25 protein-coding genes and 1 tRNA gene are annotated in these 23,483 nt (G+C 68.0%); 9 read left to right on the top strand and 17 right to left on the bottom strand.

What is annotated here, in order from left to right; translation table 11 throughout:
* Positions 1-6: 6 nt before the first annotated feature.
* Entirely contained in the window at positions 7-1,302 is a 1,296-nt protein-coding gene (locus Pph01_RS30480; protein WP_204076610.1) for a DUF5919 domain-containing protein, read from the bottom strand.
* Positions 1,303-1,395: 93 nt separating this feature from the next.
* The gene (locus Pph01_RS30475) at positions 1,396-2,286 is read right to left on the bottom strand and encodes a pirin family protein (RefSeq protein WP_204076609.1); all 891 of its coding nucleotides are present in this window, start codon (positions 2,284-2,286) and stop codon (positions 1,396-1,398) included.
* A gap of 220 nt (positions 2,287-2,506) precedes the next feature.
* Here Pph01_RS30475 and Pph01_RS30470 point away from each other — a divergent pair, with 220 nt between their 5' ends.
* The 4 genes from Pph01_RS30470 (at position 2,507) to Pph01_RS30455 (ending at position 5,570) form a co-directional block, all read left to right on the top strand.
* On the top strand, positions 2,507-2,677 hold the full coding sequence (locus Pph01_RS30470; protein WP_204076608.1) for a hypothetical protein: 171 nt from the start codon (positions 2,507-2,509) through the stop codon (positions 2,675-2,677).
* A complete protein-coding gene (locus tag Pph01_RS30465; protein WP_204076607.1) occupies positions 2,674-3,582 on the top strand; it encodes a CHAP domain-containing protein in 909 nt (302 codons plus the stop codon). Before Pph01_RS30470 ends, Pph01_RS30465 begins: the two co-directional genes overlap by 4 nt.
* A gap of 305 nt (positions 3,583-3,887) precedes the next feature.
* A complete protein-coding gene (locus Pph01_RS30460; protein ID WP_204076606.1) occupies positions 3,888-4,496 on the top strand; it encodes a DUF305 domain-containing protein in 609 nt (202 codons plus the stop codon).
* A 231-nt stretch (positions 4,497-4,727) separates the two neighbouring features.
* Positions 4,728-5,570: an MBL fold metallo-hydrolase gene (locus Pph01_RS30455; RefSeq protein ID WP_204076605.1), complete on the top strand. Its 843-nt coding sequence runs from the start codon at positions 4,728-4,730 to the stop codon at positions 5,568-5,570.
* A gap of 3 nt (positions 5,571-5,573) precedes the next feature.
* Here Pph01_RS30455 and Pph01_RS30450 read toward each other — a convergent pair whose 3' ends face one another.
* The 5 genes from Pph01_RS30450 to Pph01_RS30430 all read right to left on the bottom strand — a co-directional run bounded on the left by Pph01_RS30450 (position 5,574) and on the right by Pph01_RS30430 (position 9,762).
* Positions 5,574-6,647: an MFS transporter gene (locus tag Pph01_RS30450; protein WP_239117130.1), complete on the bottom strand. Its 1,074-nt coding sequence runs from the start codon at positions 6,645-6,647 to the stop codon at positions 5,574-5,576.
* Between the two features lie 123 nt (positions 6,648-6,770).
* The gene (locus Pph01_RS30445) at positions 6,771-7,583 is read right to left on the bottom strand and encodes a TIGR03943 family putative permease subunit (RefSeq protein ID WP_239117138.1); all 813 of its coding nucleotides are present in this window, start codon (positions 7,581-7,583) and stop codon (positions 6,771-6,773) included.
* 5 nt (positions 7,584-7,588) lie between these two features.
* On the bottom strand, positions 7,589-8,602 hold the full coding sequence (locus Pph01_RS30440; RefSeq protein WP_204076603.1) for a permease: 1,014 nt from the start codon (positions 8,600-8,602) through the stop codon (positions 7,589-7,591).
* 56 nt (positions 8,603-8,658) lie between these two features.
* The gene (locus tag Pph01_RS30435) at positions 8,659-9,531 is read right to left on the bottom strand and encodes an NUDIX hydrolase (protein WP_204076602.1); all 873 of its coding nucleotides are present in this window, start codon (positions 9,529-9,531) and stop codon (positions 8,659-8,661) included.
* Positions 9,532-9,570: 39 nt separating this feature from the next.
* Entirely contained in the window at positions 9,571-9,762 is a 192-nt protein-coding gene (locus Pph01_RS30430) for a hypothetical protein (protein ID WP_204076601.1), read from the bottom strand.
* A gap of 785 nt (positions 9,763-10,547) precedes the next feature.
* On the opposite strand from Pph01_RS30430, the gene Pph01_RS30425 reads away from it, so the two are divergent.
* Positions 10,548-11,651 carry a DNA glycosylase AlkZ-like family protein gene (locus Pph01_RS30425; protein WP_204076600.1) on the top strand — a complete coding sequence of 368 codons (1,104 nt, stop codon included), beginning with the start codon at positions 10,548-10,550 and terminating at the stop codon, positions 11,649-11,651.
* A 39-nt stretch (positions 11,652-11,690) separates the two neighbouring features.
* On the opposite strand, the gene Pph01_RS30420 is transcribed toward Pph01_RS30425, so the two are convergent.
* Positions 11,691-12,443, bottom strand: coding sequence for a M15 family metallopeptidase (locus tag Pph01_RS30420; RefSeq protein WP_239117129.1), 753 nt, complete (start codon positions 12,441-12,443; stop codon positions 11,691-11,693).
* 369 nt (positions 12,444-12,812) lie between these two features.
* Here Pph01_RS30420 and Pph01_RS30415 point away from each other — a divergent pair, with 369 nt between their 5' ends.
* Positions 12,813-13,994 carry an ATP-binding protein gene (locus Pph01_RS30415; protein WP_204076599.1) on the top strand — a complete coding sequence of 394 codons (1,182 nt, stop codon included), beginning with the start codon at positions 12,813-12,815 and terminating at the stop codon, positions 13,992-13,994.
* A 105-nt stretch (positions 13,995-14,099) separates the two neighbouring features.
* Here the strand turns inward: Pph01_RS30415 and Pph01_RS30410 are convergent, their stop codons facing one another.
* On the bottom strand, positions 14,100-14,918 hold the full coding sequence (locus Pph01_RS30410) for a MauE/DoxX family redox-associated membrane protein (protein ID WP_204076598.1): 819 nt from the start codon (positions 14,916-14,918) through the stop codon (positions 14,100-14,102).
* A gap of 3 nt (positions 14,919-14,921) precedes the next feature.
* Positions 14,922-15,860, bottom strand: a complete 939-nt coding sequence (locus Pph01_RS30405; RefSeq protein WP_204076597.1) for a hypothetical protein — start codon at positions 15,858-15,860, stop codon at positions 14,922-14,924.
* Between the two features lie 299 nt (positions 15,861-16,159).
* Here Pph01_RS30405 and Pph01_RS30400 point away from each other — a divergent pair, with 299 nt between their 5' ends.
* Complete coding sequence (locus Pph01_RS30400) at positions 16,160-16,657, top strand: SigE family RNA polymerase sigma factor (protein ID WP_204076596.1); 498 nt, start codon at positions 16,160-16,162, stop codon at positions 16,655-16,657.
* 70 nt (positions 16,658-16,727) lie between these two features.
* On the opposite strand, the gene Pph01_RS30395 is transcribed toward Pph01_RS30400, so the two are convergent.
* Positions 16,728-17,216 carry a MarR family winged helix-turn-helix transcriptional regulator gene (locus Pph01_RS30395; protein WP_239117128.1) on the bottom strand — a complete coding sequence of 163 codons (489 nt, stop codon included), beginning with the start codon at positions 17,214-17,216 and terminating at the stop codon, positions 16,728-16,730.
* Positions 17,217-17,316: 100 nt separating this feature from the next.
* Here Pph01_RS30395 and Pph01_RS30390 point away from each other — a divergent pair, with 100 nt between their 5' ends.
* Together Pph01_RS30390 and Pph01_RS30385 are read left to right on the top strand one after the other, a co-directional pair.
* A complete protein-coding gene (locus Pph01_RS30390) occupies positions 17,317-17,880 on the top strand; it encodes a YceI family protein (RefSeq protein ID WP_204076594.1) in 564 nt (187 codons plus the stop codon).
* A 239-nt stretch (positions 17,881-18,119) separates the two neighbouring features.
* Positions 18,120-18,209: transfer RNA gene (locus tag Pph01_RS30385), tRNA-Ser, on the top strand.
* 172 nt (positions 18,210-18,381) lie between these two features.
* Here the strand turns inward: Pph01_RS30385 and Pph01_RS30380 are convergent.
* The 6 genes from Pph01_RS30380 to Pph01_RS30355 form a co-directional block, all read right to left on the bottom strand.
* The gene (locus Pph01_RS30380; RefSeq protein WP_204076593.1) at positions 18,382-18,651 is read right to left on the bottom strand and encodes a hypothetical protein; all 270 of its coding nucleotides are present in this window, start codon (positions 18,649-18,651) and stop codon (positions 18,382-18,384) included.
* 47 nt (positions 18,652-18,698) lie between these two features.
* Positions 18,699-19,826 (bottom strand): tyrosine-type recombinase/integrase, encoded by a 1,128-nt coding sequence (locus tag Pph01_RS30375; RefSeq protein ID WP_204076592.1) that lies wholly within the window; start codon positions 19,824-19,826, stop codon positions 18,699-18,701.
* 224 nt (positions 19,827-20,050) lie between these two features.
* Positions 20,051-20,227: a helix-turn-helix domain-containing protein gene (locus tag Pph01_RS30370; RefSeq protein ID WP_345485843.1), complete on the bottom strand. Its 177-nt coding sequence runs from the start codon at positions 20,225-20,227 to the stop codon at positions 20,051-20,053.
* Positions 20,227-21,801, bottom strand: coding sequence for a replication initiator (locus Pph01_RS30365; RefSeq protein ID WP_204076645.1), 1,575 nt, complete (start codon positions 21,799-21,801; stop codon positions 20,227-20,229). The genes Pph01_RS30370 and Pph01_RS30365 overlap by 1 nt, the downstream gene beginning before the upstream one ends.
* A gap of 95 nt (positions 21,802-21,896) precedes the next feature.
* Entirely contained in the window at positions 21,897-22,049 is a 153-nt protein-coding gene (locus Pph01_RS30360; protein ID WP_204076590.1) for a hypothetical protein, read from the bottom strand.
* Complete coding sequence (locus Pph01_RS30355) at positions 22,046-23,476, bottom strand: FtsK/SpoIIIE domain-containing protein (protein ID WP_204076589.1); 1,431 nt, start codon at positions 23,474-23,476, stop codon at positions 22,046-22,048. The genes Pph01_RS30360 and Pph01_RS30355 overlap by 4 nt, the downstream gene beginning before the upstream one ends.
* Between the last annotated feature and the right edge of the window lie 7 nt (positions 23,477-23,483).

Here is a 23,483-nt window from a genome sequence, read left to right as displayed (position 1 = left end):
CCTCGGTCATCCGGCGACCTCGAGCTCATGATCTGAGGCGGCCCGCCACAGGGCCTCAGCCTCCTCGGCGAAATGGACGAACCACCGCTCGTCCGAAGGCGGCACCACGAACTTCGGCTCACCTGACGCCTGGTACGTGAAGTACTCCATGAAGAGCGCGGACATCTCTCCGCGTGCGCTCACGGGTGTGTCGACGGCGACCATCCCCATGGCGAGAGGGTGTGCCGTCAGCCGTACCGTGAGGTCTCCTCCGGTGGAGCGCCGAAGTTCCCGCAAAAGGCGCAGTGTGTGCCTCCCTCGCTCCCGCAGGTTTTCCGGAGATCTCCCGGCGTAATATCTGTCGGCCGCCGTCGCCGCGGCCTCCGATTCGGGGTCGACCAACAGGAACCGAATCCGGCAGCCCTTCGTCAATAATTTCTCGAACTTCCCGTAATTGGCATGGACGAGGGTGTTCCTGGTCACCCCCGTGATGAGCAGTTCATCCGCCGACTCCATTGCTGTGATCAGTTCGCCGTCGAATGTCTCCTTGAACTGCGGGCGTTGCGCGTGGGTGAGCTGAAGCCCCGGAGGAGGAGGCCAAGGGCTTCCGCCCTCCCACATCCTCTCCGCCTCGAGCACGAAGTGCTGATACCAGAACCCGTCTTTGCTCTCGAGTTGGACCATCGGAAGAGCCTCGGCGGGCGCGCGATATTCATAGTGCTGGACGCATATGGTGCCGCTCGGACTCTGTGTGTCGATGGCGTTCACGCTCATGGTGGGCACGTGCCTCAGCACACGGATCTCGACGTCACCGTGGGTCTCGTCCCGCAGGAAGGCGATCTCCTCGATGGACCCGCTGATCCTCGCCGCCAGGCGCTTGGGGTCCGTATCCCTCCCCGCCTGGGCGGCGGCGTGCCGGAGCAACGTCTCGTCGGTGGGGTCCAGGAGGAGGACGCGGACCTTCGTGCCGGTGAGGAGCAGTCGACGGAGATCGTTTCGCATCGTCTGAACGGTCCGGGCCATGGAAACGCCGATGAACAGATACTGCGTGGCCGACGCACGCCGTTGGACGAGGTCGGCCGGGAATTCCGAACGCAGTATCGCCAGGGGGTCGACTTCGCGAGACTTCGCTATTTCCGCGACATGTCGCCGCGATCGGATTTGCGAAAGAGCGAGGAAGGCGAGCGCCCCCAATGTGACCGACGAAAGGGTCGCCGTGCTGGATATGTTCACCGCACCGAGCACGGTGAAGACGAGGGCGGTGAAAACGAGAATGTAGAGGTCGAGGTTCTCATCACGAAGGGCCTTGGCGAAGGACTTCATGAGACTGCGGCGCATGGAGTCATTAGAGCACCGGAGATCACCGACGAACCACCCGTTCGCCGGCGGTCGCCGGGGCGCCGAGGGGGAGGACGCCTACCGGTATTTGAGGCGGGCCTGACGCGGGACCTCGCCGAACTTGCCGCCGTGGAAGTCCTGGAAGGCCTTGGTGATCTCGACCCGGGTGTTCATGACGAACGGCCCGCCCATGGCGATCGGCTCCATGATGGGCCGGCCACTGTAGATCATCAGCCTGGTGGGCCGTTCGCGATCCCGGGCGTCGACGCGAAGCGTGCTGTCGCCCTCGATGCCCGGCACCGGATCCGACCAGGCGATCTCACCTGCCAGGGTTCGGCGTCCCGCGATGGCGGCCTCACCGGCCAGCACGTACGCGAAGGCCCGGTGAGACGCCGGGAGGAGATGGTCGAGGGACGTGCCGGGCTCCAGGGTGACGATGGCGGCGGTGATCGGCCAGTGGTTGAGGGCGGGCCCTTCGACGCCGCCGACCGAACCGGAGATGACATCGACCGTGACGCCCGGCGTGACGGTGGACACGGGACGCTTCGCGGCGAGCAGGTCCTGGTAGCGCGTGTCGACCATCTTCGAGCGCGCGGGCAGGTTCAGCCACAGTTGCAGGGTGTGGGCGTGCTCGTCGCGGAAGGCCAGCTCACGGTGGATGATTCCGCGGCCGGCGGTCATCCACTGCACGTCGCCGGCTTGGAGCACCCCGGCGTGGCCGGCGTTGTCGCCGTGTTCGAGAACGCCGTCCAGGATCGTGGTCACGGTCTCCATGCCCCGATGGGGATGCCAGTCGAAGCCGGGTGTGGAGAACCAGTCCTCGCCGAGCACCAGAAACGGATCCGTACGTGCGGGGTTGGTCGGCGCGATGATGACGGCCCTGTCGTCGGTCTGGTCGTTGGGGCCCATGGCGACCTTCGCCTCGACGCGGTCGACGGTGCGAGCGGCGCTCGGTGCCTGAATGGTCACGGCGATCCTCCAGCGAGGGTGCGGGCCGGTTCGGTCCGCTCTGTGGTTTCCGGCCTCTCGGCTCCGTGGCGCGGGCTGCCTCGTCACGCGAGAGCTGTACCGGACTGTAGTCCGGTTCTGCCGAGAACCGTTGGAGGCGACCGGCTATTCCAAATCGGTTGCTAACGGATCAATTCGAACGTTGCAGGATCTAATACGAAGATCTGCAACCGGAGGACCGATGTCTGAACCTGAACCATCCGAGGCCGATCTCGTCGCGGCCGAGGTGGACATCCATGAATGGGGCCCGACGGAGGAGGACGAGGAACAGGTCCTCCGTGACCTCGGCTACGTGCTCAACCCCGTGACCGGCGTCTACGAAGGCGAGGGCCACGTGGACGGTGACGCATGAGCGTGCAGAGCATGCTTGCGGCCGCCCGCGAGTCCCTCGGCCTGCAGGGCCGCCCGAACGCCGTCACCCGCGACTACGCGAAGCGGCACGGTGACGAATTCCTCAAAGCGGCATGGTGCGACCAGGCGGTGACGTACTGGGCCAGGAAGAGCGGCAACGCCGCGGCGGTCCTGCCCAACGGGGACCGCGCCTACACGGTCTGGCACGCCCAGGACGGCCAGAAGCTGGGCCGATGGTTCGCGGGGACCGCGGCGAACGTGAAGGCGCACGCGAAGCCCGGCGCGATCGTGTTCTTCGACTGGGAAGGGCGCGACGCCGTCGGCGGGGTCGACCACGTCGGCGTCGTCGAGCGCAACCTGGGCGACGGCCGCGTCCAGACGATCGAAGGCAACACCGGAGACGCCTGCAAGCGGCGCGTGCGCGCCGCCTCGGTGATCGCAGGTTTCTGGAATCCCGACTACAGCGTGGAGGACGACGTGCCTGAGGTGGTTTCGCTGGGAGCCGGCGTGGACCAGCAGGTCCCCGCGAACGGCGAGATCGTGGTGCGGTGGGGGACCGAGTACGTGGACGACCCCAAGGCCCACGGGGACAACGGGGTGGCGGTGCTCGCCTCCGGGAGTCGCTGGTGTCTCTGCGACGCGTTGGTGCGGATCGGCGGTCTGCAGCCGGGTGACGAACTGGACGTCTCGTGGGCCCGTTACGACCGGGCCGGGAAGAAGTTCCTCGACGACGCGTGGCGGCTCACCTGCCATGCCGGCCCGGACGGGCGCATCGAGGTCAGCGTCGGCGGCCAGTTCGGGTTGGGCACCGACAACCAACTGCGGCTGAGGATCATCAACGCCGGCCCTCGGGTGGCCGTCGTGGAGAAGACCACCATGGCGAAGGTCTCCCTGTTCAAGCACTGAGGGCCGCCTCCGGCCGCATGCCTGCGCTCCGGGAAGGCCGATGGGACGCGCCTTCCCGGGTACGGCCCTGCCCGGTCCCACGTGGTGATCACTCCGGTGCCGTGCACCACGCGGGGGTCGGCTCGCCGTGCCCTGTGCCCCGGAGATGCGACTTCACATAAGTGGATAAGTAGGTTCACAGACCACTCTTGGGCAGATTGACACCTCCGTTTACTCTGAGGCGGGGCCCGTTCGACAGGGCCTCCCTCGCCGAGATCTGAGATCCACGGTCTGAGATCTGGCCGGCCCGAGCGAGAGGGACGGACATGAGAGCGGTCACCGTCGGGGCGCCTCTCCTCGCGATGATCACCGTGTTGCTGGTCGCCCGATGTGTCGCCGCCGGGCCGACCTCGTCGGCCGCGAGCCACGACCATCACCCGCAAGAGGCGACGAGCGCGGTTTCCGCGGCCGCCGCCACGCCGTCCGGCTCCTTCAACGCGACGGACGTCGCCTGGCTGCAACTGATGATCCCGATGACCGAGCAGGCCGTCCGATTGCTGGACCTGGCGCCGGACAAGACAGCCGACCCGCGGATCACGCGTCTGTCCAGATCCCTCAGTGCCGATCACCGCGCGGAGCTCCAGCGTCTGCGCGACCTGCTGGACCGATCGGGCGTGCCGTACGTCAACGTGCACGAGGGGCACAACATCCCGGGCATGGTCACCGCGGACGAGCTCAAGGTCATCACCGAGTCGAAGGGGGACGCCTTCGACCGGCTCTTCGCCGAGCACACGCGTGACTACCTGAAGCAGTCGGTGCTCGTGGCGCAGGGCGAACAGGGGGCGGGGGCGGACGGAGACACCAAGGCCTTCGCCGCCGCTATGGCGAAGGCCCACGCGGGCGAGCTCACCCGGCTGACCGCCCTCGGGGAATGAGCCCGCTCGCATCACGGCGGTGTGGTCCCGCCCGGTCGTGAGGAAGGCTCGGGAGCTGGATATCAGTAGGCCTCACGGCCTACCTGGACTCGAACCAGGTGAGAAGGAAGCCCTCGAGCCGATCTTTCGATTCGGTCTGAGGTAGATCTTTGCTGGCCGGATGCCAACCCCCCACGCATGGGCGATTCGTGCCCATATGCGTAGCCTGAAAGTGCGAGAGGGGAGGAAGGCATGAGCGATCAACGAGATGCGAGCGTCTTCTTCATCGGAAACGCGACCACGATCATTCGCTGCGACGGGTTCACGGTGCTGACCGACCCGAACTTCCTTCACCGCGGCCAGCGGGCCCACCTCGGCTGGGGGATCACCACGAAGCGCCGCACCGAGCCCGCGATGGACGTCTACGAGCTGCCGCCGCTCGACGCCGTCGTCCTGTCGCACCTGCACGGCGATCACTGGGACCGGGTCGCGCGACGGGGCCTGGACAAGGAAGTGCCGATCATCACGACCCACCACGCCGCCGGCAAGCTCAAGCGGCAGGGCTTCCACAACGCGCTCGGCCTGGAGTCCTGGGACGAGCACCGGATCCAGCGCGGCGACCGTTCGCTCACGATCACCGCCACACCCGCACGTCACGCGCCGGGGCCGATGCAGATGCTGCTGCCGCCCTGCATGGGCAGCGTCCTGGACTTCGCCAGGCAGGGCGAGACGGACATGCGCCTGCACATCAGCGGGGACACGATCATGGACCCGTGCCTGTCGGAGATCCCGCAGCGCTTCCCGGACATCGACGCGGCCATCGTCCACCTCGGCGGGACCAAGATCCTCGGCCTGCTCGTCTCCATGGACGGCTGGCAGGGGGCCGACTGGATCCAGTTGATCAAACCGGCGTCCGTGCTCCCGGTCCACTACGACGACTACGAGGCGTTCAGCTCCGGCATCGACGACTTCCAGCAGCAGGTCAACCGGGCCAGGCTCTCGCACCTCGTCCACTACATCGGGCGCGGCGAGACCTACCACCTGCCTGTCCGGCGCCCGGGCACGCACCCGCAGCCGCCGCCGGGCCCGCGGTAGGCCTCACCGCCGCACCGCGAGGGCGACCAGCAGGTACGGCACGGCGGCCACGGTGAAGATCAGCCACGGGCCTGCCCAGATCGATCCCAGGGCGTAGGCGGCGAAGACGAGCACTGCCATGGCCTCGACGCCGAGCCCGGCCATCGACGTGACCGTCGCGCGGGACCGGTCGGTGATCTGGTCCTGTAGCCGTGCGTCCATGGCGGCGGTGGCCCACTGGAAAATCCCGAAGGCGACGGAAATGAGGACGAAGCCGGCGGGCAGCCCGCTCGCCGCCCCGGCGGCGAGGCAGAGCCCGCCGACGGCCAGGGCGGGGGCGAGCGCCCGGGGTGCTCGCCCGGCGAGCCACCCGCCTACGGTCACTCCGATGGTGACCACCAGCACGAGCACGGGCACGACGGCCGTCGTGACCCCGGTCGCGCTCGCGAGGAGCGGCAGGTATTCGTCGAGCGCCCCGGCGCCGGAGATCACCGCCAGGAGCAGGAACAGGCGCCGCACGAGCGGTGCCCGCCGCACCTCGGAGAGGCCGTCGCGGAGCACGCCCATGAAGGTCTCTTCGTCACGGTCCTCCGCCGAGACCCTGGACTCGGGGAAGGACCATCCCACCAGGGCCGTGATCAGAGTCACCGCCACGCTGGCCAGCCCCAGAGCGAGGTAGCCGCCGACGGCGAACACCGGGCCCGCCAGGGCGGAGGCGGTCATCACCGCCGTCGTGCTGATCGCCTCCGAGCGGCCGATGAGCCGGGCGTAGCGGTCAGCGGCGCCGAGGCGGTCGAGTTCCTCGTAGACGAGCGCCTGCATCGTGCCCGAACGCAGGGCGCCGCCCGCGCCCCACAGGACGAAACCGAGCGCGAACGAGAGATACGAGGGGAAGAAGGTCCACAGCGCGAAACCCGAGCCGGTCAGCAACGGTCCGACGATCAGCAGGCGCCGCCGGGAGAAGACGTCGGCCCACAGGCCGGACGGCACCTCGATCACGGAACTGGTGACCGACCAGATCACGAACAGAGACGAGATCTCGCCCGGAGACAGGCCGGTCTCGGCGAACAACACCGCGTACACCGGATAGAGCAGCACGCAGTCTTCGGCGAAGGCATAGGCGTACAGCCGCGCCGCGAGAGGGGATTCGGGTGAGCGTCAATGTCGCCAGGTCATGCTCCGGACTCTAACCGAGACTCCGCGATCGTGAGCGCTTCTGAATCATTCGTACGGTTCGAAGGGCTGGGGTATCTCGGTGACGTCGGTGGCGGCCAGTTGGGGCGGGACCGTGCCGTTCGGGATCTTGTCGGTCTTGGGGGCGATCCAGGTGCCCGTCACCTCGACCCAGGTGTCGTCCGGCGGCCGCTCGGCGTCGAAGACGGCGACCTTCAGCGCGATGGCGTCGGCGGCGCAGCAGCTCATCTGCATGCGCGTGACGTACCACCGGTCCTTCTTGCTGGAGCGCACGACGAAGCCGGTGAGCGTGACCTTCTTGTCGGCGAGCGACCGGTTGGCATCTCCCCATGCGCGGCCGATGAACTCGCCCAGTTCCATGGACGTGGCCTTGTCCGCGGGCAATGGGACATACGCGTCGGCGGCATGGGCGGGCGGCGGAGACGGGGCATCCTCCGAGCGGGCGGCGAAGGCGCCCAGCGGCGGAGGCGAGATCAGGAAGATGGCGAACACCGGCAGGCACAGCAGCCAGGCCGCCCGCGACACCCGGGAATGGTCGTGCCCGTGATGGTGCCCGTGGCCTTCGGCCGCGACCGGCGCGGAACCCGGGCCGGTGGCGTCGTCCGTGTGCGCCGGATGGGTCCCCGTTGCGTCGTCTGTGCGCGAGGGGCCTTTCCCCGCGACCGACGGCTGACGCCACTCCTGGACCAGGCCCACGACACCCAGCACGAGGATGACGACGCCCGCCGCGATCAGGAACGGGCGGAACCCCGGCTTGACGTAGTTCACGTACGTCGTCGACAGGACGGTGACCCGCAGCACCGCGCCGCCGAGCAGGACGAGGAGCAGGCTCTGGGACATCCGGTTCACAGCAGGACCTCTCCGACCACGATGCTCGCCGCGATGCCCAGCAGGAAGGTGAGCGGGACGAACCGGATCGCGAACGACCGCCCGAACGTCCCGGCCTGCAGGGCGATCAGCTTCAGGTCCACCATGGGGCCCACCACCAGGAAGGCGAGCTTGGCGGTGGGGGAGAAGGCGGTGAGCGACGCCGCCACGAACGCGTCCGCCTCCGAACAGATGGACAGCAGGACCGCGAGCAGGCCGAGCACGATGACCGACAACACGGGGAGGCCGGCCACGGAGCCGAGCCAGGCACGCGGCACGACGACGTTGAGCGTCGCCGCCGTCAGGCCGCCGACCACGAGGAACCCGCCCGCGTGGAGGAGGTCGTGACGCATCGCGTCGCGGAAGGCCGCCCAGGCCGAGCCGGAGGCGGGCGGACGCGACGGCACGCGCAACCAGCTCGACCTGCCGAACCGGAGCCAGACCCAGCCGACGAGCACCGCGACGGCCAGCGAGGCGCAGAACCGGGAGACGACCATGAGCGGCTGCTGGGGGAAGGCGACCGCGGTGGCCACCACGACCACCGGGTTGATGGCGGGTGAGGACAGCAGGAAGGCCAGCGCGGCCGCCGGGGTGACCCCACGCGCCATCAGGCCCGACGCCACGGGCACCGAGGCGCACTCGCATCCGGGAAGCACGGCGCCCGCCGCCCCCGCGACCGGAACCGCCGCGTACGGGTGGCGGGGAAGCGCCCTGGTCCAGAACGACGGCGGGACGAAGGCGGTGATGGCCGCCGACAGCAGCACGCCGAAGACCAGGAAGGGCAGGGCCTGCACGCAGATCGCCACGAAGACGGTGGCCCAGGTCTGCAACGCCGGCGCCGTCAGTACGGGCGTCAGGACGATCCGCCCCACCAGGAGCAGGAGGATGACCAGGCCGAACACCCACGGCATCACGGGGGCGACGGTCGACCTCCGGCCCCACGCGTCGGGAGGGATCTCGATCGTTCGGTCGGCCACGGCTCGGTCGGGCATGCGCCAATCCTGGCAGCCCCGCGACAGCCGCCGGGACCGCCTGTGGAAAACCGTCGTCAGAGTTGGCCGAGCAGCCAGCGCGGACCGGTGACGAGCGCTCCGAGTTCCGCGACCCGCTCGCGCAGCCCCCTGTCGGCGGTGACGACGAGGACCTTCTCCCACGTCCGGGCCTCGCGGACGACCTCCACGATCGCGTCGTCGCCGCTGCCCGGCGCCAGGACGACGTCGACGCCGAGACGGGGGACGGTGTCGGCGCCACGGGCCGCGGCGCCCTCCAGGACCGCGATGATCCGCGGGAACCGTTGAGCGAGCTCCGGCAGGTCTTCCGGTTGGCGGCCCAAGCCGTCCGAGGCGAGCGGGAGGAGGTCGTTGAGCAACCGGTTGGCCGCGCCTGCCCGGTCCTTCCACCAGCCGTGCTCTGCCCGTGCGCCGACGATGTTGGCGACGTCGAGCACCAGGACGAGAGGGCTGAGCGCGGGCCTGATGATCGGCCACGTGTTGGCGAACCCCGGATGGAGGCGCTTGGCGGCCACCTCGTCGGCCGCGACCCAGCGCATGTCAGCGCTCTCTCCGCTGGCGGCGCTCGCGTCGAGCAGGCCCGCGGCCGCGGCGATCACGGTGTGGTACGACCAGCCGCCGTGGTCGTCGACGTAGACGCCCTGGACCCGGACCTGGTCGGGGGTGAGCGCCGCCTCCTCCCACGCCTCGCGAAGTGCGCCGGTGACGGCGTCCTCGTGGCTGTCGCGAGCGCCTCCCGGGAGTCCCCAGGTTCCGCCGTGATGGCTCCACCAGGCGCGCTTCTGCATCAGGACGTACGGCATGCCGTCGTCGGTGTGGTGGACGGCGAGGAGCCCGGCCGCGCCGTGGACGCCCCAGTGCTGATGCCCGCGGGCGCACAACGCCCAGCCGTCCCCGTCCATCGCGGTCATGGCCTCATCCTGCCCCGGCGGGGGACCGCGCCCCCTCGATCACCAGGCCTCCAGCGGAATCTCCACTCCCGCCGCCAGATCGAACAGGACGACGCCGTCCTCGATGCGGATCACCTGGATCTGCGTCGCCAGGCCGGAGTCCCTCATGCGCATGGCCGCCTCATGTGCGGCCGTCGCGGAGGCGTAGCGGTCGGCGGCTCCGAAGCTCGGGTTCGGCCGGATGGAGCGCACTTCGAAGCGATCAACCGGCCAGATGGGAGATACGGGACCTGAATGGAGCCAGTCGGACATCCTTCTCCTGTCACACCGCACTGGGAGGGGCAGTTGATCTGGGTGCGGGGCCACGGGCGTCGCGATGTGACGGGCCCGATGGCCGATCGTTATGAACCGGTAAGCGATCCTTCCCGACCCGTTCCCGCAGTTCTACTAACGTGTGACCCCTGACTCGTGATTCCCCCATTTCAGGAGAATCAGGAGATTTCATATCAGAGTACAGAAGACGCCCGCTTCCTTTCAGCTGGAGGAGCGGGCGTTGTTCTTTTCCGGCCTCCCCGACAGGGTCTCACGTTCGCCGTCAACGATCGGTCCGTATCGCGGATGAGATCGCCCCACTTGGACGCCGGGGTGAGGGTGTCCGGTGACAGTGCTCAGCGATCATTCGACGTTCGTGCCGCATTCACTGAGTCGTCGTCCAGAGAAGGGGTTCGGGCTTCGGTCGGGGTGGCCCGAGATCACTTCAGCGGGTATCGCGTTCTGCCGGTTTGTTATGACATACGACACAATCGCCGGCTTCCGGATCCAAGATCGGCGATCTAGAAAAACGACATTTAAGCCGATTTGCCGCTCTGTGCGAGTTTTGGCGGTGACGGTATGTGGCGATCTTTTATCGCACCCATTCGCGCATTTGTGAAACCGGGCAAACGGGGCGCACCGGGCAGTGGTCCGCGGGCGGTGGGCCTCCGAAGAGATCCCGCCGGGCGATGGTCACCGGCGGATCGGTCGCCTAGCCTCGTGGCGTGGTCGTCCACGAACTCTCTCGCACCGATGCGCGGCGCATCGCCGTGCGCGCGCAACTCCTGGACGGCTCGCGGCCGGCCGGGCTGCTCGACGCGGTGCGCGGTCTGACCCTGCTGCAGCTCGACCCGACCGCCGCCATCGCGCCGAACGCCGATCTCGTGGCGTGGAGTCGTCTCGGGTCGTCGTACACGCCGGCCATGCTGACCGCCGCGCTGGCGGACCGGTCGCTGCTGGAACTGCGGGCGCTGATCCGCCCAAGTGAGGACCTCGCGCTGTACCGCGACGAGATGGCCCACTGGCCCGGGCGCGGCGAGCTGTCCTCCTGGCGGGTGCACCTCCGCGACTGGGTGCGGGCCAACGACGCGTGCCGGCAGGACATCCTCGATCGGCTGGGCTCCGCCGGACCGCTGCCGTCGCGTGACATCCCCGACACCTGCATGGTGCCGTGGAAGTCGACCGGATGGACCGACAACCGCAACGTCACGCAAATGCTGGAGTTCATGGTGGGCCGAGGTGAGGTCGCCGTCGCCGGACGCCGCGGCGGCGACCGGCTGTGGGACCTGGCGACGCGGGTCTACCCCGACGGCCCGGTGATCCCGGCCGACGAGGCGCGGCGCATCCGCGACGAGCGGCGGTTGCGTGCTCTGGGCATCGCCCGCTCCCGGGCGCCGGAGGTACCGGTCGAGCCGGCGCACGTCGGCGAGGCCGGCGAACCTGCCGTGGTCGAGGGGGTGAAGGGCACGTGGCGAGTCGATCCGTCCCAGCTGGGCCGGCCGTTCTCGGGACGCGTGGCGTTGTTGTCGCCCTTCGACCGGTTGATCCACGACCGTAAGCGCGCCGCCGAGCTCTTCGGCTTCGACTACCAGTTGGAGATGTACAAGCCTGCGGCCAAGCGCCGCTGGGGGTATTTCGCGCTGCCGATCCTGTACGGAGACCGGCTGGTGGGCAAGCTCGACGCCGCCGCCGACCGCAAAGCCGGCGTGCTGCGGGTCCACGCGATCCACGAGGACGTCCCCTTCACCGACGACGTGACCGCGGCGGTCGCCGGTGAGATCAAGGAGCTCGCCGGCTGGCTCGAGCTGGACCTCGAGCCACCCCGTTGAGCGTTGCTCCTTCGGAGCGCCGGGTACGGCCAGGCTCGTCTACCGGCCGTTCTCGGAGAAGTGCTGGTAGTCCTTGTCGCCGGACCAGGAGCCGCCCCAGCCCCAGCCCACCGAGGCGAAGGCCTTGACCACACGGTCGTCCGCGTTGATCACGCCCGGCTTCTTGAGCGGACGGCGGACGAAGGCGTCGGCGTTGCGGTGGGCGTTCGACCCGTCCGCGTAGACGTAGGGGTTCTCCCGGGGGTTGACGTCGACGGCCAGGCCGTACGCGTGGTTGGACCACTTGCTCGACCCGGTGGCGTTGCGGCAGTTGAACGCGGAGGTGTTGTCCGCGTCGATGGACGCGTCGTCGCTCCCCTTGTAGGCGTCGACCGGCTGCATCCGGCGGATGGGGTAGCGGAAGCCGTACAGCTTGGCGAAGACCTTGACCATGTCGTCGGCGGCCGACTGGTTGACGACCAACTGACCCGTGTGCGGCTTTCCGTCGAACCCCCAGTAGGTCATCGTGATCTTCCGCAACCCGCTCGGAGAGACCGGGCAGCCGGCGTGCCACGAGGACGGCAGGTCGGCCCGGGAGACCTTCTGGATCTTCGCCGAGAACTTCGGCGGCCCCGCAGGTGTCGGCGAGGGCGGCGGTGTGGGGGTGCTCGGCGCCGCAGTCGAGGGCGAGGCCGACGCCTCCGTCTGGAAGGCCGCCGGCGACGATGTGACGACTCCGGTCCCGCCGCAGGCGGTCAGACCCAGTACGGCGACCGCCACCATCGCTGACCTGGGGTTCCGTAAGGAGGCCATACGCGCAGAGTACCCGTCCCACGCAAATCCCCGCCGGTGTTCGGATCTTCTCGTGGGTGCCGGAGCCCGGCCTCGTGACGGCTTTTGCCGGAGCTTTTCTCGTGAAAACCTCGCGCACATGTTCGATGTCGCGCTACAGTTCTGGCCATCGGATCGAACATGGGTTCGGTCGCCGTCTCGGCAGGTGAGGGGTGTGCAATGACAGTTCTCGCGGCGCCCGAGCCCGCACTGGCCCCGCCCCCCGGGATGACGGCCGCCGAGCCGTCCGCGGCCGTGCGGTGTGTTCCGCGCCGCCCGCGGGCGACACGCCGTAGCGCTTTCTACGGAAATCTACGACGGCCGCTATATCCCGTCATAAAGTCCGAGAGCGTGGACCCCGTGCGCAATCCCTATGCCCCCGGCGCGGGTCAGCGCCCTCCGGAGCTCGCCGGGCGCGACCGCGAACTCCAGCAGTTCGAGGTCGTGCTGGAACGGGTGGCCCGTGGCCGTCCGGAGCGGAGCATGGTGCTCACCGGGCTCCGGGGCGTCGGCAAGACCGTCCTGCTCAACACCTTCAAGTCGATGGCCATGCAGCGGCTGTGGGGCACGGGCAAGATCGAGGCCCGTCCCGACCAGTCGATCCGCCGGCCGGTCGCCGCGTCGCTGCACATGGCGATCAGAGAGCTCGCCCCCCGTCATCGGGCGCCCGAGCGCATCGAGGAGTTCCTGGGTGTACTGAAGGCCTTCGCCATGCGCGATCCGGCCGCGGCGAAGGGCACCTCCCACTGGTCGCCCGGCATCGACGTCCCGGCCTCTCGCGGGCGGGCCGACTCCGGCGACCTGGAGATCGACCTCACCGAGCTGTTCGTCGACGCCGCGGGGGTCGCGACCGATCTCGGCGTCGGCATCGCGCTGTTCATCGACGAGATGCAGGACGTGCAGGCGCCCGACATCTCCGCCCTGTGCGCCGCCTGCCACGAGCTCTCCCAGACCGGCGGGCCGCTGATCGTGGTCGGAGCCGGTCTGCCCCACCTGCCGAGCGTGCTGTCGGCGAGCAAGAGCTATTCGGAGCGGCTGTTCCGGTACGCGCGGATCGATCGGCTCGACAGGGACGCCGCCGATCTCGCGCTCATCGCACCCGCCGAGCGCGAGGCGGTCGAGTTCACGCCCGAAGCGCTCGACGCCCTCTATGAGGCGGCCGACGGCTACCCCTACTTCGTCCAGGCGTACGGCAAGGTCGCCTGGGATCTGGCTCCGAACAGCCCGATCACCGTTGACGACATCAAGGTGTCGGCGCCGGAGGCCGAGGAGGAGCTCGCCGTCGGCTTCTTCGGCAGCCGCTACGAACGTGCCACCCCTGCCGAGCGCGACTACATGCACGCCATGGCCCAACTCCGGGATGATCCCGTACCTACCGCCGATGTCGCGGAGTCGCTGGGCCGCAAGCCTTCCAGCCTGTCTCCGGCCCGAGACAGCCTCATCAAGAAGGGCCTGATCTACAGCGCGGAACGAGGAGTGATCGGATTCACGGTCCCTCACTTCGGGAGGTTCCTGCGTGCCCAGCCGCTGTAGCCGTCCCTCCCATTGACCTCTCTACGGCTTTCTAGAGGGGAAGCTAGAGAGCCGTAGAGAGCTTAATCGCAGCCCCTTCATGCGGGAATCTATGCCTGTATAGCGCTAGGCCGATACACGCATAGATTCCCGCAGAGGGGTGATCGGCTGACCGTCGGCGTTGACGATCGCCGACTTCACCGCAGGTCGTCGCCCACTCAGGTAGACGGCGAAGACGACGTCTGCGCCGTCCTGCGCGGGAAAGACGAAGAACCGCCAGCACAGCTCCCGCCACGTGTCGGCGGGCTCGTCGGACATCAGCACCGGGGCGTGCGACCGCCATGCCGTACTGCTCTGGAGGCGGGACAGGGCCCGTTTGGCGGGAATCGCGCGCTGCTCGCACGGTGCGCGATGACGCAGGCGGGAGGTCGTCTCCTCGATTTCCGTCGACAGCAGCAGGAGCAGCGTCACGCCGCCGGCCAGCCACGCCGTCGTCATCCACGACCAGCTCGACAGAGCCGCGAGTCCCGGACTCTCGACCGCCACGATGACCGCGGCGCCGGCCAGAACCGCCGCCCGGCCGATGGACCGCATCCCGATCGGCGCCGCGCTGACCTCGCCGAAGCAGCCGCATCCCACGTCGGGCCGCCTGCGGCGCAGGTCCCACAGGACGTAGGTGGCGACGGTGAAGAACGCCACCGGCATCCAGCGGGCCACCGCGTGATCGGGGAGCAGGAGCAGCACCCCGATCAGGCCCAGCTCGCCCAGTGCACAGCCGATCATGGCGGCCTTGCGGAAGCGTGGCGGAGCTAGCACCGCGGGCCCGAGCCGGCCCAGACCGCCGGGCTCGGCGTCACTCCCGGCCATGAAGAGTTTCGCGACGCCACCCAGCAGCAGCATCGCGATGAGGATCGGCAGGGCCGCCGCCGCGATGGTCGAGAGCATGAGTCACCCCAATCCGACGCGTGCGTTGAAGCAGCCTTTGATCAGATCTCCACCCAGCTCGACGTACGACGTGGCAGACATCTCCACCAGCCTGCCGCGGGGTGAGGTGCCACACTCCAGGCACCGGTCGCAGAAGCGTCCGGTGATGCAGCCGCAGCCGATGATCGGCAGCGCGTTCGCCCGGCCGTCGCATACGTTGCGGACGAACAGCATGGACCCGACCGACAGGTACGGCAGGCCGGCGCAGGAACGCCCGGTGTCCTCGCAGTCGGCGTCCGCGGACTCCAGCATCGGATAGGTCACGCCCGGTTCGGTGAAATCCCCCCACGCGGCCGCGCCGGAGATCTTCGACTGAACCCCGCGGAAGGCGGGAGGCGGCGGCGGGACGGACTTCGCCCGGTAGGGGGGCTGCGACGTCGCGGGTATGTGGGCGAGCGCGGTGCCGGCGTCCATGAGCCCGATGGCGTCGAAGAGATAACCCGCTTCGAGCTGCGGATGCCGTACCCGGATCCGCCCCGAGCTCCGGTAGGGGACGACCACCGAACGGCGCCCGCGGTGCGGGCCGCAGTCGAGCTCGATGGTGAGGTCCCGCTTTCCCGAGATGCCGAGGATGATTCCGGTCATCCGGGTGATGTTCGCCCATATGCGGTCGACCACCGTGCCTGATCGCAGAGCGCGGATGACGACCCTCGCTCCTATGGGCAGGTCGGCGGGAGGAAGCGACGCTCCGTGCCACGCGGTCGCCCAGGGGGCGATGACCATCCGCCGCTCCTCCCCGTCGTCGTCCTCGACGATGATCAGGTGCGGGCTCACGTCGAGGATCTCCCCGCTGACGGCGTCGAGCGTCATCCCGTCGTCAGCGGTCAGTCGCGGCGCCTCCGTGTCGCGGCCGAGCACGGCCGCGGCGAGCATGCGCCTGCGATCAACGGTTCGGTTCCTCATCACCCCTCCCCACGCCTTCTAGCCTCACATGCCGCGAATGTCGACAGGAGAGGAATGGCAGTCGATGGGGTGACTGCGGAGCAATAATCCCACCCCAGGTGGAAGGCGTATCGCCCCAGTCTGGGCAAATCAGTGCCTACAGTGCGAGCGCCGTGTCAGCAGGGTGGATGAGGGCCCGCCACCGAGCTTGCGCGATCTTTGCGCATGGCTGCACGAAACCTTGTTTCCGGTTCAGCCGGATTCTGGAATGAGGCTGCCATTCTGGCACGAGATGCCTCTCAGGCCAGGTCGGTGATCGCATGATCGTGAACCATGAGGAGTTCCATACGTATGTGGCGTCCCGCGGAGCGGCCCTGCTGCGGGTCGCGCATCAGCTGACCGGGAACCTCTGCGACGCCGAGGACCTGCTCCAAGCAGCCCTCGCCAAGACCTATCTCGCCTGGGATCGGATCCAGGATCGTTCCTCGCTGGACAGCTACGTGCGCCGGGCGATGGTGAACATCAACATCTCGTGGTGGAGGCGGCGCAAGCTGGAGGAGTACCCGTCCGAGGATCTGCCCGACATCCCCACGCAGCATGATCCGCGGCATCAGTACGACGAACTGGAGCAGGCGCTCGACCGCCTGCCCGCCAGGCAGCGTACGGCGATCGTCCTGCGCTACTACGAGGACATGACCGAGATGGAGATCGCCAGGACTCTGGGGATCAGCGTGGGCACGGTCAAGAGCACCGTGTCCCGGGGGATGGCCAAGCTCCGCGGCGACTTGGTTCCCGTGGGCCGCGAGGCGATGAACTGAGAACCGCCGGGGGCGAGGAGCCCGGGTGCCACGGGAGGGGTGGTGGCAGCTCCGGGTTTCGCCTGATGCGTCAGCCGGTCGCGACGTGCTCCGCGCTCTCGACCCCTGCTGTGGCGCACGGCCGTACGACGTCGCGGATGGTGCGAAGGGTCTCGAGGAAGGTCGCCAGCTGCTCCGGGGTCAGCAGGCTGGTGAACCAGGTGTCGATGTCCTCTAGATGTTGCGGTATCAGGGCCGTGAGGCGGTTCACGCCCGCCTCGGTGAGCACGGCATAGGAGGCACGCCGGTCGGTGCTGCACGGGCTGCGCCGGACAAGGCCTTCGCGCTCCAATCTGTCCACGACACGGGTGATCCCGCTGGTGGACAACGATGTCTGCCCGGCGAGGTCGCTCATCCTGAGTTGGTGCCGAGGGGAGCGAGCCAGGCGTATCAGTGTCTCGAAGTCGACTTCGGAGAGACCGGCGGCGGAGAAGGTCTTGCCGAGTTCGGCCGCCAATCCCGTTGAGACCTCGGCCAGTAGGCCCATCGCAGTGAGCCGCGGGTCGTCAAAAGGATCCATGTGCAAAGTCTACGCGACAATAGTTGACGAAGGGAATAATCCTCGTGTAGAAAGTTGTTCGCGCAAACATCAACGGAGCAAGCAGCCCTGGGAGGGCACAATGAGCATTCGTGAGTGGGATGGCCTGAAGATCCCGACGGCCGGCGAATTCGCCCTCGACAAGACGCACACGCGCGTGGGCTTCGTCGCCAAGCACATGATGGTGACCAAGGTCCGGGGTCACTTCGACGAGTACGACGCGAAGATCGTGATCGCGGAGAACCCGCTTGACTCCACCGCTGAGGTCGTCATCAAGGCCGCCAGCGTCGAGACCGCCGTCGCCGACCGCAACGGGCACCTGAAGAGCGACGACTTCCTGTCGGTCGAGAAGCATGAGGACATCACCTTCCGCAGCACCAGCGTGAAGGACCACCGCGGTGACGACTTCGTTCTGGTCGGCGACCTGACGATCCGCGACGTCACGCGAGAGGTCGAGCTCAAGGTCGAGTTCGGCGGCGTCGGCACCAGCCCCTACGGCCACGAGGTCTTCGGCTTCACCGCCGAGACGGAGATCAACCGTGAGGACTTCGGTCTCACCTGGAACGTGGCCATCGAGGCCGGCGGCGTCCTGGTGAGCAAGAAGATCAAGATTGAGATCGAGGGCGAAGCCGTCCGCCAGGGCTGATCGACCTTCCCCACAGAGCCGGCTCTTGTCCACAAGCTGTGGACAAGAGCTGTGCATTGTCCTGGGGAAAAGTTGCGTGTCTCGCTTGCCGTGTCTCGCCCGATCTGGGCATATGGTCAGCGCGAGACGTCTTCGCGGTGCTGCCGGCAGGGGACGGGTCCAGACCCGTCCTCAGGTGGGATTCCGCTTTGCCGCCTCACACAATCGCCGGTACTCTGTCCTGAGCCACTCGGCAACCAGGAGGCTTCGCCTAGTCAGGTCTATGGCGCCGCACTGCTAATGCGGTTTGGGTCTTAAGCCCATCCGGGGTTCAAATCCCCGAGCCTCCGCAGATCAAAGCCCCTTTCCCGTTGATCAGGGAAGGGGCTTTTCTGATCTTCAAAGGCCTCAGGGTTGCAGTTTGGGTTGCAGTTGGGGCGGTCCATGAGCCTGGCTGCTCTGGCTCGACCCCGTCCCCGGCCTGGTCGGGTGCCACAGGTGGCTGAACGCCGCGCTCCTTCACTACGGCTCGTCCCCTGGCCGACCCACCTCGCCAAGGGTGTCCAAGAGCCTCTCCTGAGCGGTGCTCAGTCGGTCGCTGTAGTCCGATATGAAAACCTCCGCCAGTGAGGTCTCCAGTGCTCCGGCGATCCGGTGTAGCGGTGACCAGACCGCGTGGTCCTGGCCGACCAAGCTGTCAAACTCTGCAGTACCGATCACGCGGTAGAGCCAGTCAGAGAGCACCAACGCCTGATCCCGCGTCAACTTGATCGTGAAGTCTTCCTCGGTCATTTGCCGAGATTATCTTTCGGCCACCGAGAACCGTTGTGGTGACCGCATTAGTCGTCATCGCCCCAGAGAGCGGCCCCCATGCGCTCGCTTGCGTCCTTCACCTGAAGGCTCGCCACGTGGGTGTAGCGCTCGGTCGTGGTGACACGGGCGTGGCCGAGGATCTCTTGGACTACCCGGATGTGGACGCCCTGCTCGACGAGGAGAGTCCCCGCTGTGTGGCGGGCGTCGTGAAGCCTGGCTTCCCGAACCCCGGCCCGTCTCAGGAGCGCTTTCCACATCTTGTAGTCCTCGCTGCGCTCCATCGGCCGGCCCCGCCGGGTGGGGAACAGGAGGTCGTGGTCCTCCCAGAGCTCGCCGGCTTCCGCCCGTTCGGCGTCCTGGATCTTCTTGTGCTCGCGGAGGATCGGCAGCAGCTCGGACGGGCACTGGAGGGTGAGACGGCTGCGGCCCTTGCGTTGCCGAAAGATGATCCCGCCGCCTGTGCGCTTCGGACAGCGGTCCGCGTGGCCCGTGCAGTCCTTCGGGCACGTCCTCGTCGGGCACGCGTGCCCGCGTCGCTTGCAGTCCTGTGGACAGTCGGGGTGGTGCTTGTGCTCCTTGCACCGCGGCTTACATGGCACCCGGTGCCACTCGGCGCCACATTCGTGAGGGCCGTCGCAGCCGTGTCGCCAGGGGGAGCGCTGCGCCTGATACCAGGCTTTGATCACCCCGGTCTCCAGGTCGACGAATGGCCAGCGCAGGCCGAGCGCTTCGCCCTGGCGGATGCCGAGAGCCAGGGCCACCGACCAGCGCGCGGCATTCCTACGAGGTTTGGCCGCTTCGAGGATCTTCCGCGCTTCGTTCCGAGTCAGCGGTTCCAGGTCAGGGTCGTTTGCCACGGGCGCGTCAATCAGCGTGGCGACGTTCCGCGTGACCTTGTTCCGCCGCATCGCGATCTTCAAGGCCCGCGACAGAATGCGATGGACCTTGAGTACCGTGCTCGACGACCGACCCTGCTCAAGCATCGTCGCGTATGCCTTGTCCAGGTGCTCAGGGGCGAGCCTGTCGAGGCGGTGTCGGCCAAGCAGCGGAGTGATCCAGTGACGGGTCTTGGAGCGGTAGTCGTCGAGCGTTCGAGGCGCCATCTTGCCGGAGGCGACGAGGCGTTCGCAGATGACGTCGAGGTATTCGGTCATCCACTCGGCGACGGTGGGAGCCTTGCCCGGCTTGGCGACCTGTCCCGCCTCCCGCTGACGCTCCAGTTCGCGAACTCTCCGCGTGACCTCCGCTTCCGTCTTCGCCTTGCGGTGCCGGCGATCGGGAGAGCCGTCGGGCTTGACGCCGACGGTGACGTAACCATGCCAGAGGCCGTCTTTGCCCAGGTAGATGGTGGAGCGACCGTTCGGCTTACGGGCCCCCATCACGCAGCCTCTTCCAGGTGGCGCGCGAATTCCAGGAGCGCGCGGGCCGGGACGAGTCGATAGCCCTCGTACTTGATCGAGTGCAACTCCCCCGACTTGATCAGACGAAAGACCGCCGTACGGCTCATGCCGAGCACGACCGCCGCGTCCTTGGGCCGGTAGAAGAGTCTGTCCATCACGCCGCCCTCCCTTCTGTTGCCGAAAAATCTTGTCCGTCTGCCTCCGCCTGTAGTTGGTTCATGTGGTTGCGCCAGCGTTGGCGTTCGGCGATGTCGCGCAGGAGTCGCACGCCGATGGGTTCGAGGTCGGGGTCTCCGGGTTTGACGGGCCGCCAGGTGTAGCGGTGGGGATCGGTCGGCTCGTCCGGGAGACCGAGAGCTTCCAGGACCCAGGTACGCCGATCGTGCTTGTGCTCGGTGAGGGTTTTGTTGGACCACTTGCGGGAGACGAGCACGCGGCGCCCCGCGTAGCCGAGGTGGTCGGGCTTGTGCGCCTTGCCCTTGCATCGACCCGGAGCCATCCCGGCTTTCGCCTGCTTGGGCTGCACGCCGTAGCGCAGCCAGTTCGGGCAGGTGGGTGAGCAGGGTTCGAAGCGCAGCGCATTGGCGAAGCGTTCGGCGTGCGCCCGTTGAGCCAGGTTGTCGGGGTCGAGTGCGTCGCCGATGGACTTGGTGAGGTACTTGGACAGGTATTGGATGCAGGTGTCGGCGTCGGTGGTACCGGCGAGCACGCCCTGGACGTCGACCTGATCGCCGAAGCGGACGACGTGCAGCGGTTCGGCGTCGTTGTCCTGGCCGAGCTGGTCGAGTGCCTCGTCCCAGGTGGGCAGGACTTCCCCGGTTTCCGGGTCGAGGTAGCCGGCCTCATCCGACCAGACCGGCAGCCGGTCACCCTCGAAGCGGATCACGTCGGTTGGTGGCCACCACACCTGGTGATACGTGGCCGCCACGATCTGCCGGATCTCCGCGCGCGGCATGTGGCCCCGGATCGCCATGTGCAGATGCGGAGCCAGCCGCTTTTGCGGTTCGACAGCCGCGAAGTATTGGACGTCGAAGCCGGCCACACGGCGAAGGTTCTGCACGAACCGATCGACCAGCTTGGAGAAGTGCAATGCGTCGCGAGCCGCCCGCGCGTAGTCGTACGTCGACGGGTCGACCGGGACACCGGCATTGACGCGCCCGTAGGACGGCAGCGTGAGCGTGACGAACATCGACGGCCGGAAGGTTCTGCCGTTCGAGCTGGTGAAGGTCCGCCCGAGCGTGCTGGGCGTCATCTTCCGCTTGGGCAGGTCGGGCGCGTCCTGTCGCCGCCGGGTGGACCGGGACCGCTTTGGCGATGGTCGGCCGAGGACGTTGCCGCGCATGCCCGCGTCGTTGATCTCCGCGTCGAGATCGGCGATGGCCGCGTCCAGGTCGGCGGTATCGGTCCCGGCGCCTTCGGCTTGGTCGCGCCAGGCTTGGGCGTCGGCCCGCAGTTCGACGAGATACCGCTGGTAGTCGTCGGGTTCGTCGGGGGTGTTGACGGGTTCGTGGTCGAGATGCCAGCCCTCCCGGCATTGCGCCATCCGCAGTTGCCGGTTCCGCTTGGCGCAGGAGGGACACTTGGCTTCCATCGTGGTCCCGCAGGGAACGTTGAGGACCGTGTTGGCGCCGGTCAGGGTGTCGATCCTGCGCAGTGGGACGGGCCGGATGCACACGCCGTTCTGAACGGCCAGGACTTCGATGACATCGCGGGCAAGAGGTTGGGCCATCCGGATCGCGCGAGGCGTTGCCCGGTCGGCGCGACGGCCCGGTGCGGGGGAGTCGTCGGCGTCTCCCCCGGCCGGGTTCGAGTCGTCACGGTTGATCAACTGTCCTCCTTTCCGGTGTCAGGCAAGGTGAGTGCGATCTGGCCGCATTCGTGGCACTCGACCAGGCCGCGGACGGGGTCGAGCCAGAGCATGTTGAGCGCGCCGCAGCAGGCACAGCGCAGCCCGTCGAGGAAGTGGGTGAGCGTCATCGGCTCTCCCCCGTGACCGTCGTGAAGTCGTCGACCATGGCGCGGATGTCGGTGTCGGAGACGTAGGCCGCCCGCACCCTGACCGGGTCAGGGCTCGTTTCGAGTCGGACGTAGCCGACGCCCGCGCCGAGCTGCGGGATGGGTGAGATGTGGTCGGCCAGTGCGCCCCGGTCGCGTGCGCCGTCGCCGAGGACCATGTCGACCTGTTCGGACTCGTCGAGCCGGAGTGCGATCTTGTCGGGGAACAGGTTGCGGATGTTCATGACCTCTTTGCGCGGGTCTTGAAGTGCCGCGAGGACGCCGACGCCGACCGCTCGACCTTGTGTGGTCAGGGTCGCCAGTGCCGCGCTGATCTGGTGCTTGAGTTGCCGGTCGGACTGGTAGGCGGTGAGGAACGCGACCTCATCGACGATCACCAGGACGAACGGGTCTTGAGCGGTCGGGGTGTGGTTGCGTTGGAGGCCGGCGAACCGGTCGGCTCGTTCCTGCATGACGCAGACCGCCTCGTCTAGTAGGTCGGCGCACTGTTTGGGGTCGGCCGCGTAATGCTCACCGAACAGGGGACGGCCGAAGGACAGTTCCATGCGTTTGGGGTCGAGCGCCCACACCTGGACCAGGCCCGCCCGCATCGCGGGAATGAGCCCACGGATGGTGCTCCACAGGAACGACCCCTTGCCTGCACCCGTCGCCCCCGCGACCAGGACGTGCGTGCCGTGGACTTTGAGCCGGAGCGGACGGCCGTCCTCCTGCTGTCCGATCTCGACCGGCCCGACCGACGCCGCAGCGGGGACGGGGACGGCCGGCAACGGGTCGGCGAGCGGGTCACGCCGAGGGAAGGTCAGCACCAGCCGCCCGGCACGTTCGACCGCCACCCGGCAAGACGGGGAGCCGAACCCATGGGCGAGGTTGTCGGTCCGGTCGGCCCAGTCCTTGACCGCCTGCCCTCCGAGCATGCGGACGGTGACCCGGTCGGCCCACTGGTTGCATTCGACCTGCACCAGCCGGGGCAGGTAGTCACGCCCGCGCAGATGCCGGGCAAGCCCGGACACCGTCACGACGGGTTGCCAGTGGCGCCGGTAGATCCAGAACCAGCGGACGAAGGCCAGCAGCCGCCAGCCCACCCAGCGCAGGAACGATGCCCGATCCAGCGAGAACCAGGACAGTCCCGCCGCCAGGACGAGGCCGAGGACGACCAGGGCCAGACCGTACCCGTACCGGACCGAGACGACGCAGATCAGGACGGGAACGGCGACGGCGATCGGATGCCAGCACACCAGCCGAACCAGACCCGCGACCAGACGGCACAGCCAGAGGACGAGGCTGATGATCGCGGGAGTGTGGACGACGGCCGGGCGGAACACCACGGCGGTGTCAGGGGTGGTGGAGACGAGGCTGCGTGTCTCGTCACCAGGCAGTTTCTTGAACACTAGGCTT

The sequence above is a fragment of the Planotetraspora phitsanulokensis genome, from assembly GCF_016863295.1.
Lineage (GTDB): Bacteria > Actinomycetota > Actinomycetes > Streptosporangiales > Streptosporangiaceae > Planotetraspora > Planotetraspora phitsanulokensis.
The sequence above is the reverse complement of the archived record's forward strand: the minus strand, read 5'-3'. Positions and strand labels throughout refer to the sequence as shown.

Excerpts from the sequence above, each read along its gene's own strand:
- Pph01_RS30480 (WP_204076610.1), bottom strand. The coding sequence starts at position 1,302 with ATGAAGTCCTTCGCCAAGGCCCTTCGTGATGAGAACCTCGACCTCTAC.
- Pph01_RS30470 (WP_204076608.1), top strand. The coding sequence starts at position 2,507 with ATGTCTGAACCTGAACCATCCGAGGCCGATCTCGTCGCGGCCGAGGTG.
- Pph01_RS30465 (WP_204076607.1), top strand. The coding sequence starts at position 2,674 with ATGAGCGTGCAGAGCATGCTTGCGGCCGCCCGCGAGTCCCTCGGCCTG.
- Pph01_RS30460 (WP_204076606.1), top strand. The coding sequence starts at position 3,888 with ATGAGAGCGGTCACCGTCGGGGCGCCTCTCCTCGCGATGATCACCGTG.
- Pph01_RS30455 (WP_204076605.1), top strand. The coding sequence starts at position 4,728 with ATGAGCGATCAACGAGATGCGAGCGTCTTCTTCATCGGAAACGCGACC.
- Pph01_RS30445 (WP_239117138.1), bottom strand. The coding sequence starts at position 7,583 with ATGTCCCAGAGCCTGCTCCTCGTCCTGCTCGGCGGCGCGGTGCTGCGG.
- Pph01_RS30440 (WP_204076603.1), bottom strand. The coding sequence starts at position 8,602 with ATGCCCGACCGAGCCGTGGCCGACCGAACGATCGAGATCCCTCCCGAC.
- Pph01_RS30435 (WP_204076602.1), bottom strand. The coding sequence starts at position 9,531 with ATGACCGCGATGGACGGGGACGGCTGGGCGTTGTGCGCCCGCGGGCAT.
- Pph01_RS30420 (WP_239117129.1), bottom strand. The coding sequence starts at position 12,443 with ATGGCCTCCTTACGGAACCCCAGGTCAGCGATGGTGGCGGTCGCCGTA.
- Pph01_RS30410 (WP_204076598.1), bottom strand. The coding sequence starts at position 14,918 with ATGCTCTCGACCATCGCGGCGGCGGCCCTGCCGATCCTCATCGCGATG.
- Pph01_RS30405 (WP_204076597.1), bottom strand. The coding sequence starts at position 15,860 with ATGAGGAACCGAACCGTTGATCGCAGGCGCATGCTCGCCGCGGCCGTG.
- Pph01_RS30400 (WP_204076596.1), top strand. The coding sequence starts at position 16,160 with ATGATCGTGAACCATGAGGAGTTCCATACGTATGTGGCGTCCCGCGGA.
- Pph01_RS30395 (WP_239117128.1), bottom strand. The coding sequence starts at position 17,216 with ATGGATCCTTTTGACGACCCGCGGCTCACTGCGATGGGCCTACTGGCC.
- Pph01_RS30390 (WP_204076594.1), top strand. The coding sequence starts at position 17,317 with ATGAGCATTCGTGAGTGGGATGGCCTGAAGATCCCGACGGCCGGCGAA.
- Pph01_RS30380 (WP_204076593.1), bottom strand. The coding sequence starts at position 18,651 with ATGACCGAGGAAGACTTCACGATCAAGTTGACGCGGGATCAGGCGTTG.
- Pph01_RS30375 (WP_204076592.1), bottom strand. The coding sequence starts at position 19,826 with ATGACCGAATACCTCGACGTCATCTGCGAACGCCTCGTCGCCTCCGGC.
- Pph01_RS30370 (WP_345485843.1), bottom strand. The coding sequence starts at position 20,227 with ATGGACAGACTCTTCTACCGGCCCAAGGACGCGGCGGTCGTGCTCGGC.
- Pph01_RS30365 (WP_204076645.1), bottom strand. The coding sequence starts at position 21,801 with ATGGCCCAACCTCTTGCCCGCGATGTCATCGAAGTCCTGGCCGTTCAG.
- Pph01_RS30360 (WP_204076590.1), bottom strand. The coding sequence starts at position 22,049 with ATGACGCTCACCCACTTCCTCGACGGGCTGCGCTGTGCCTGCTGCGGC.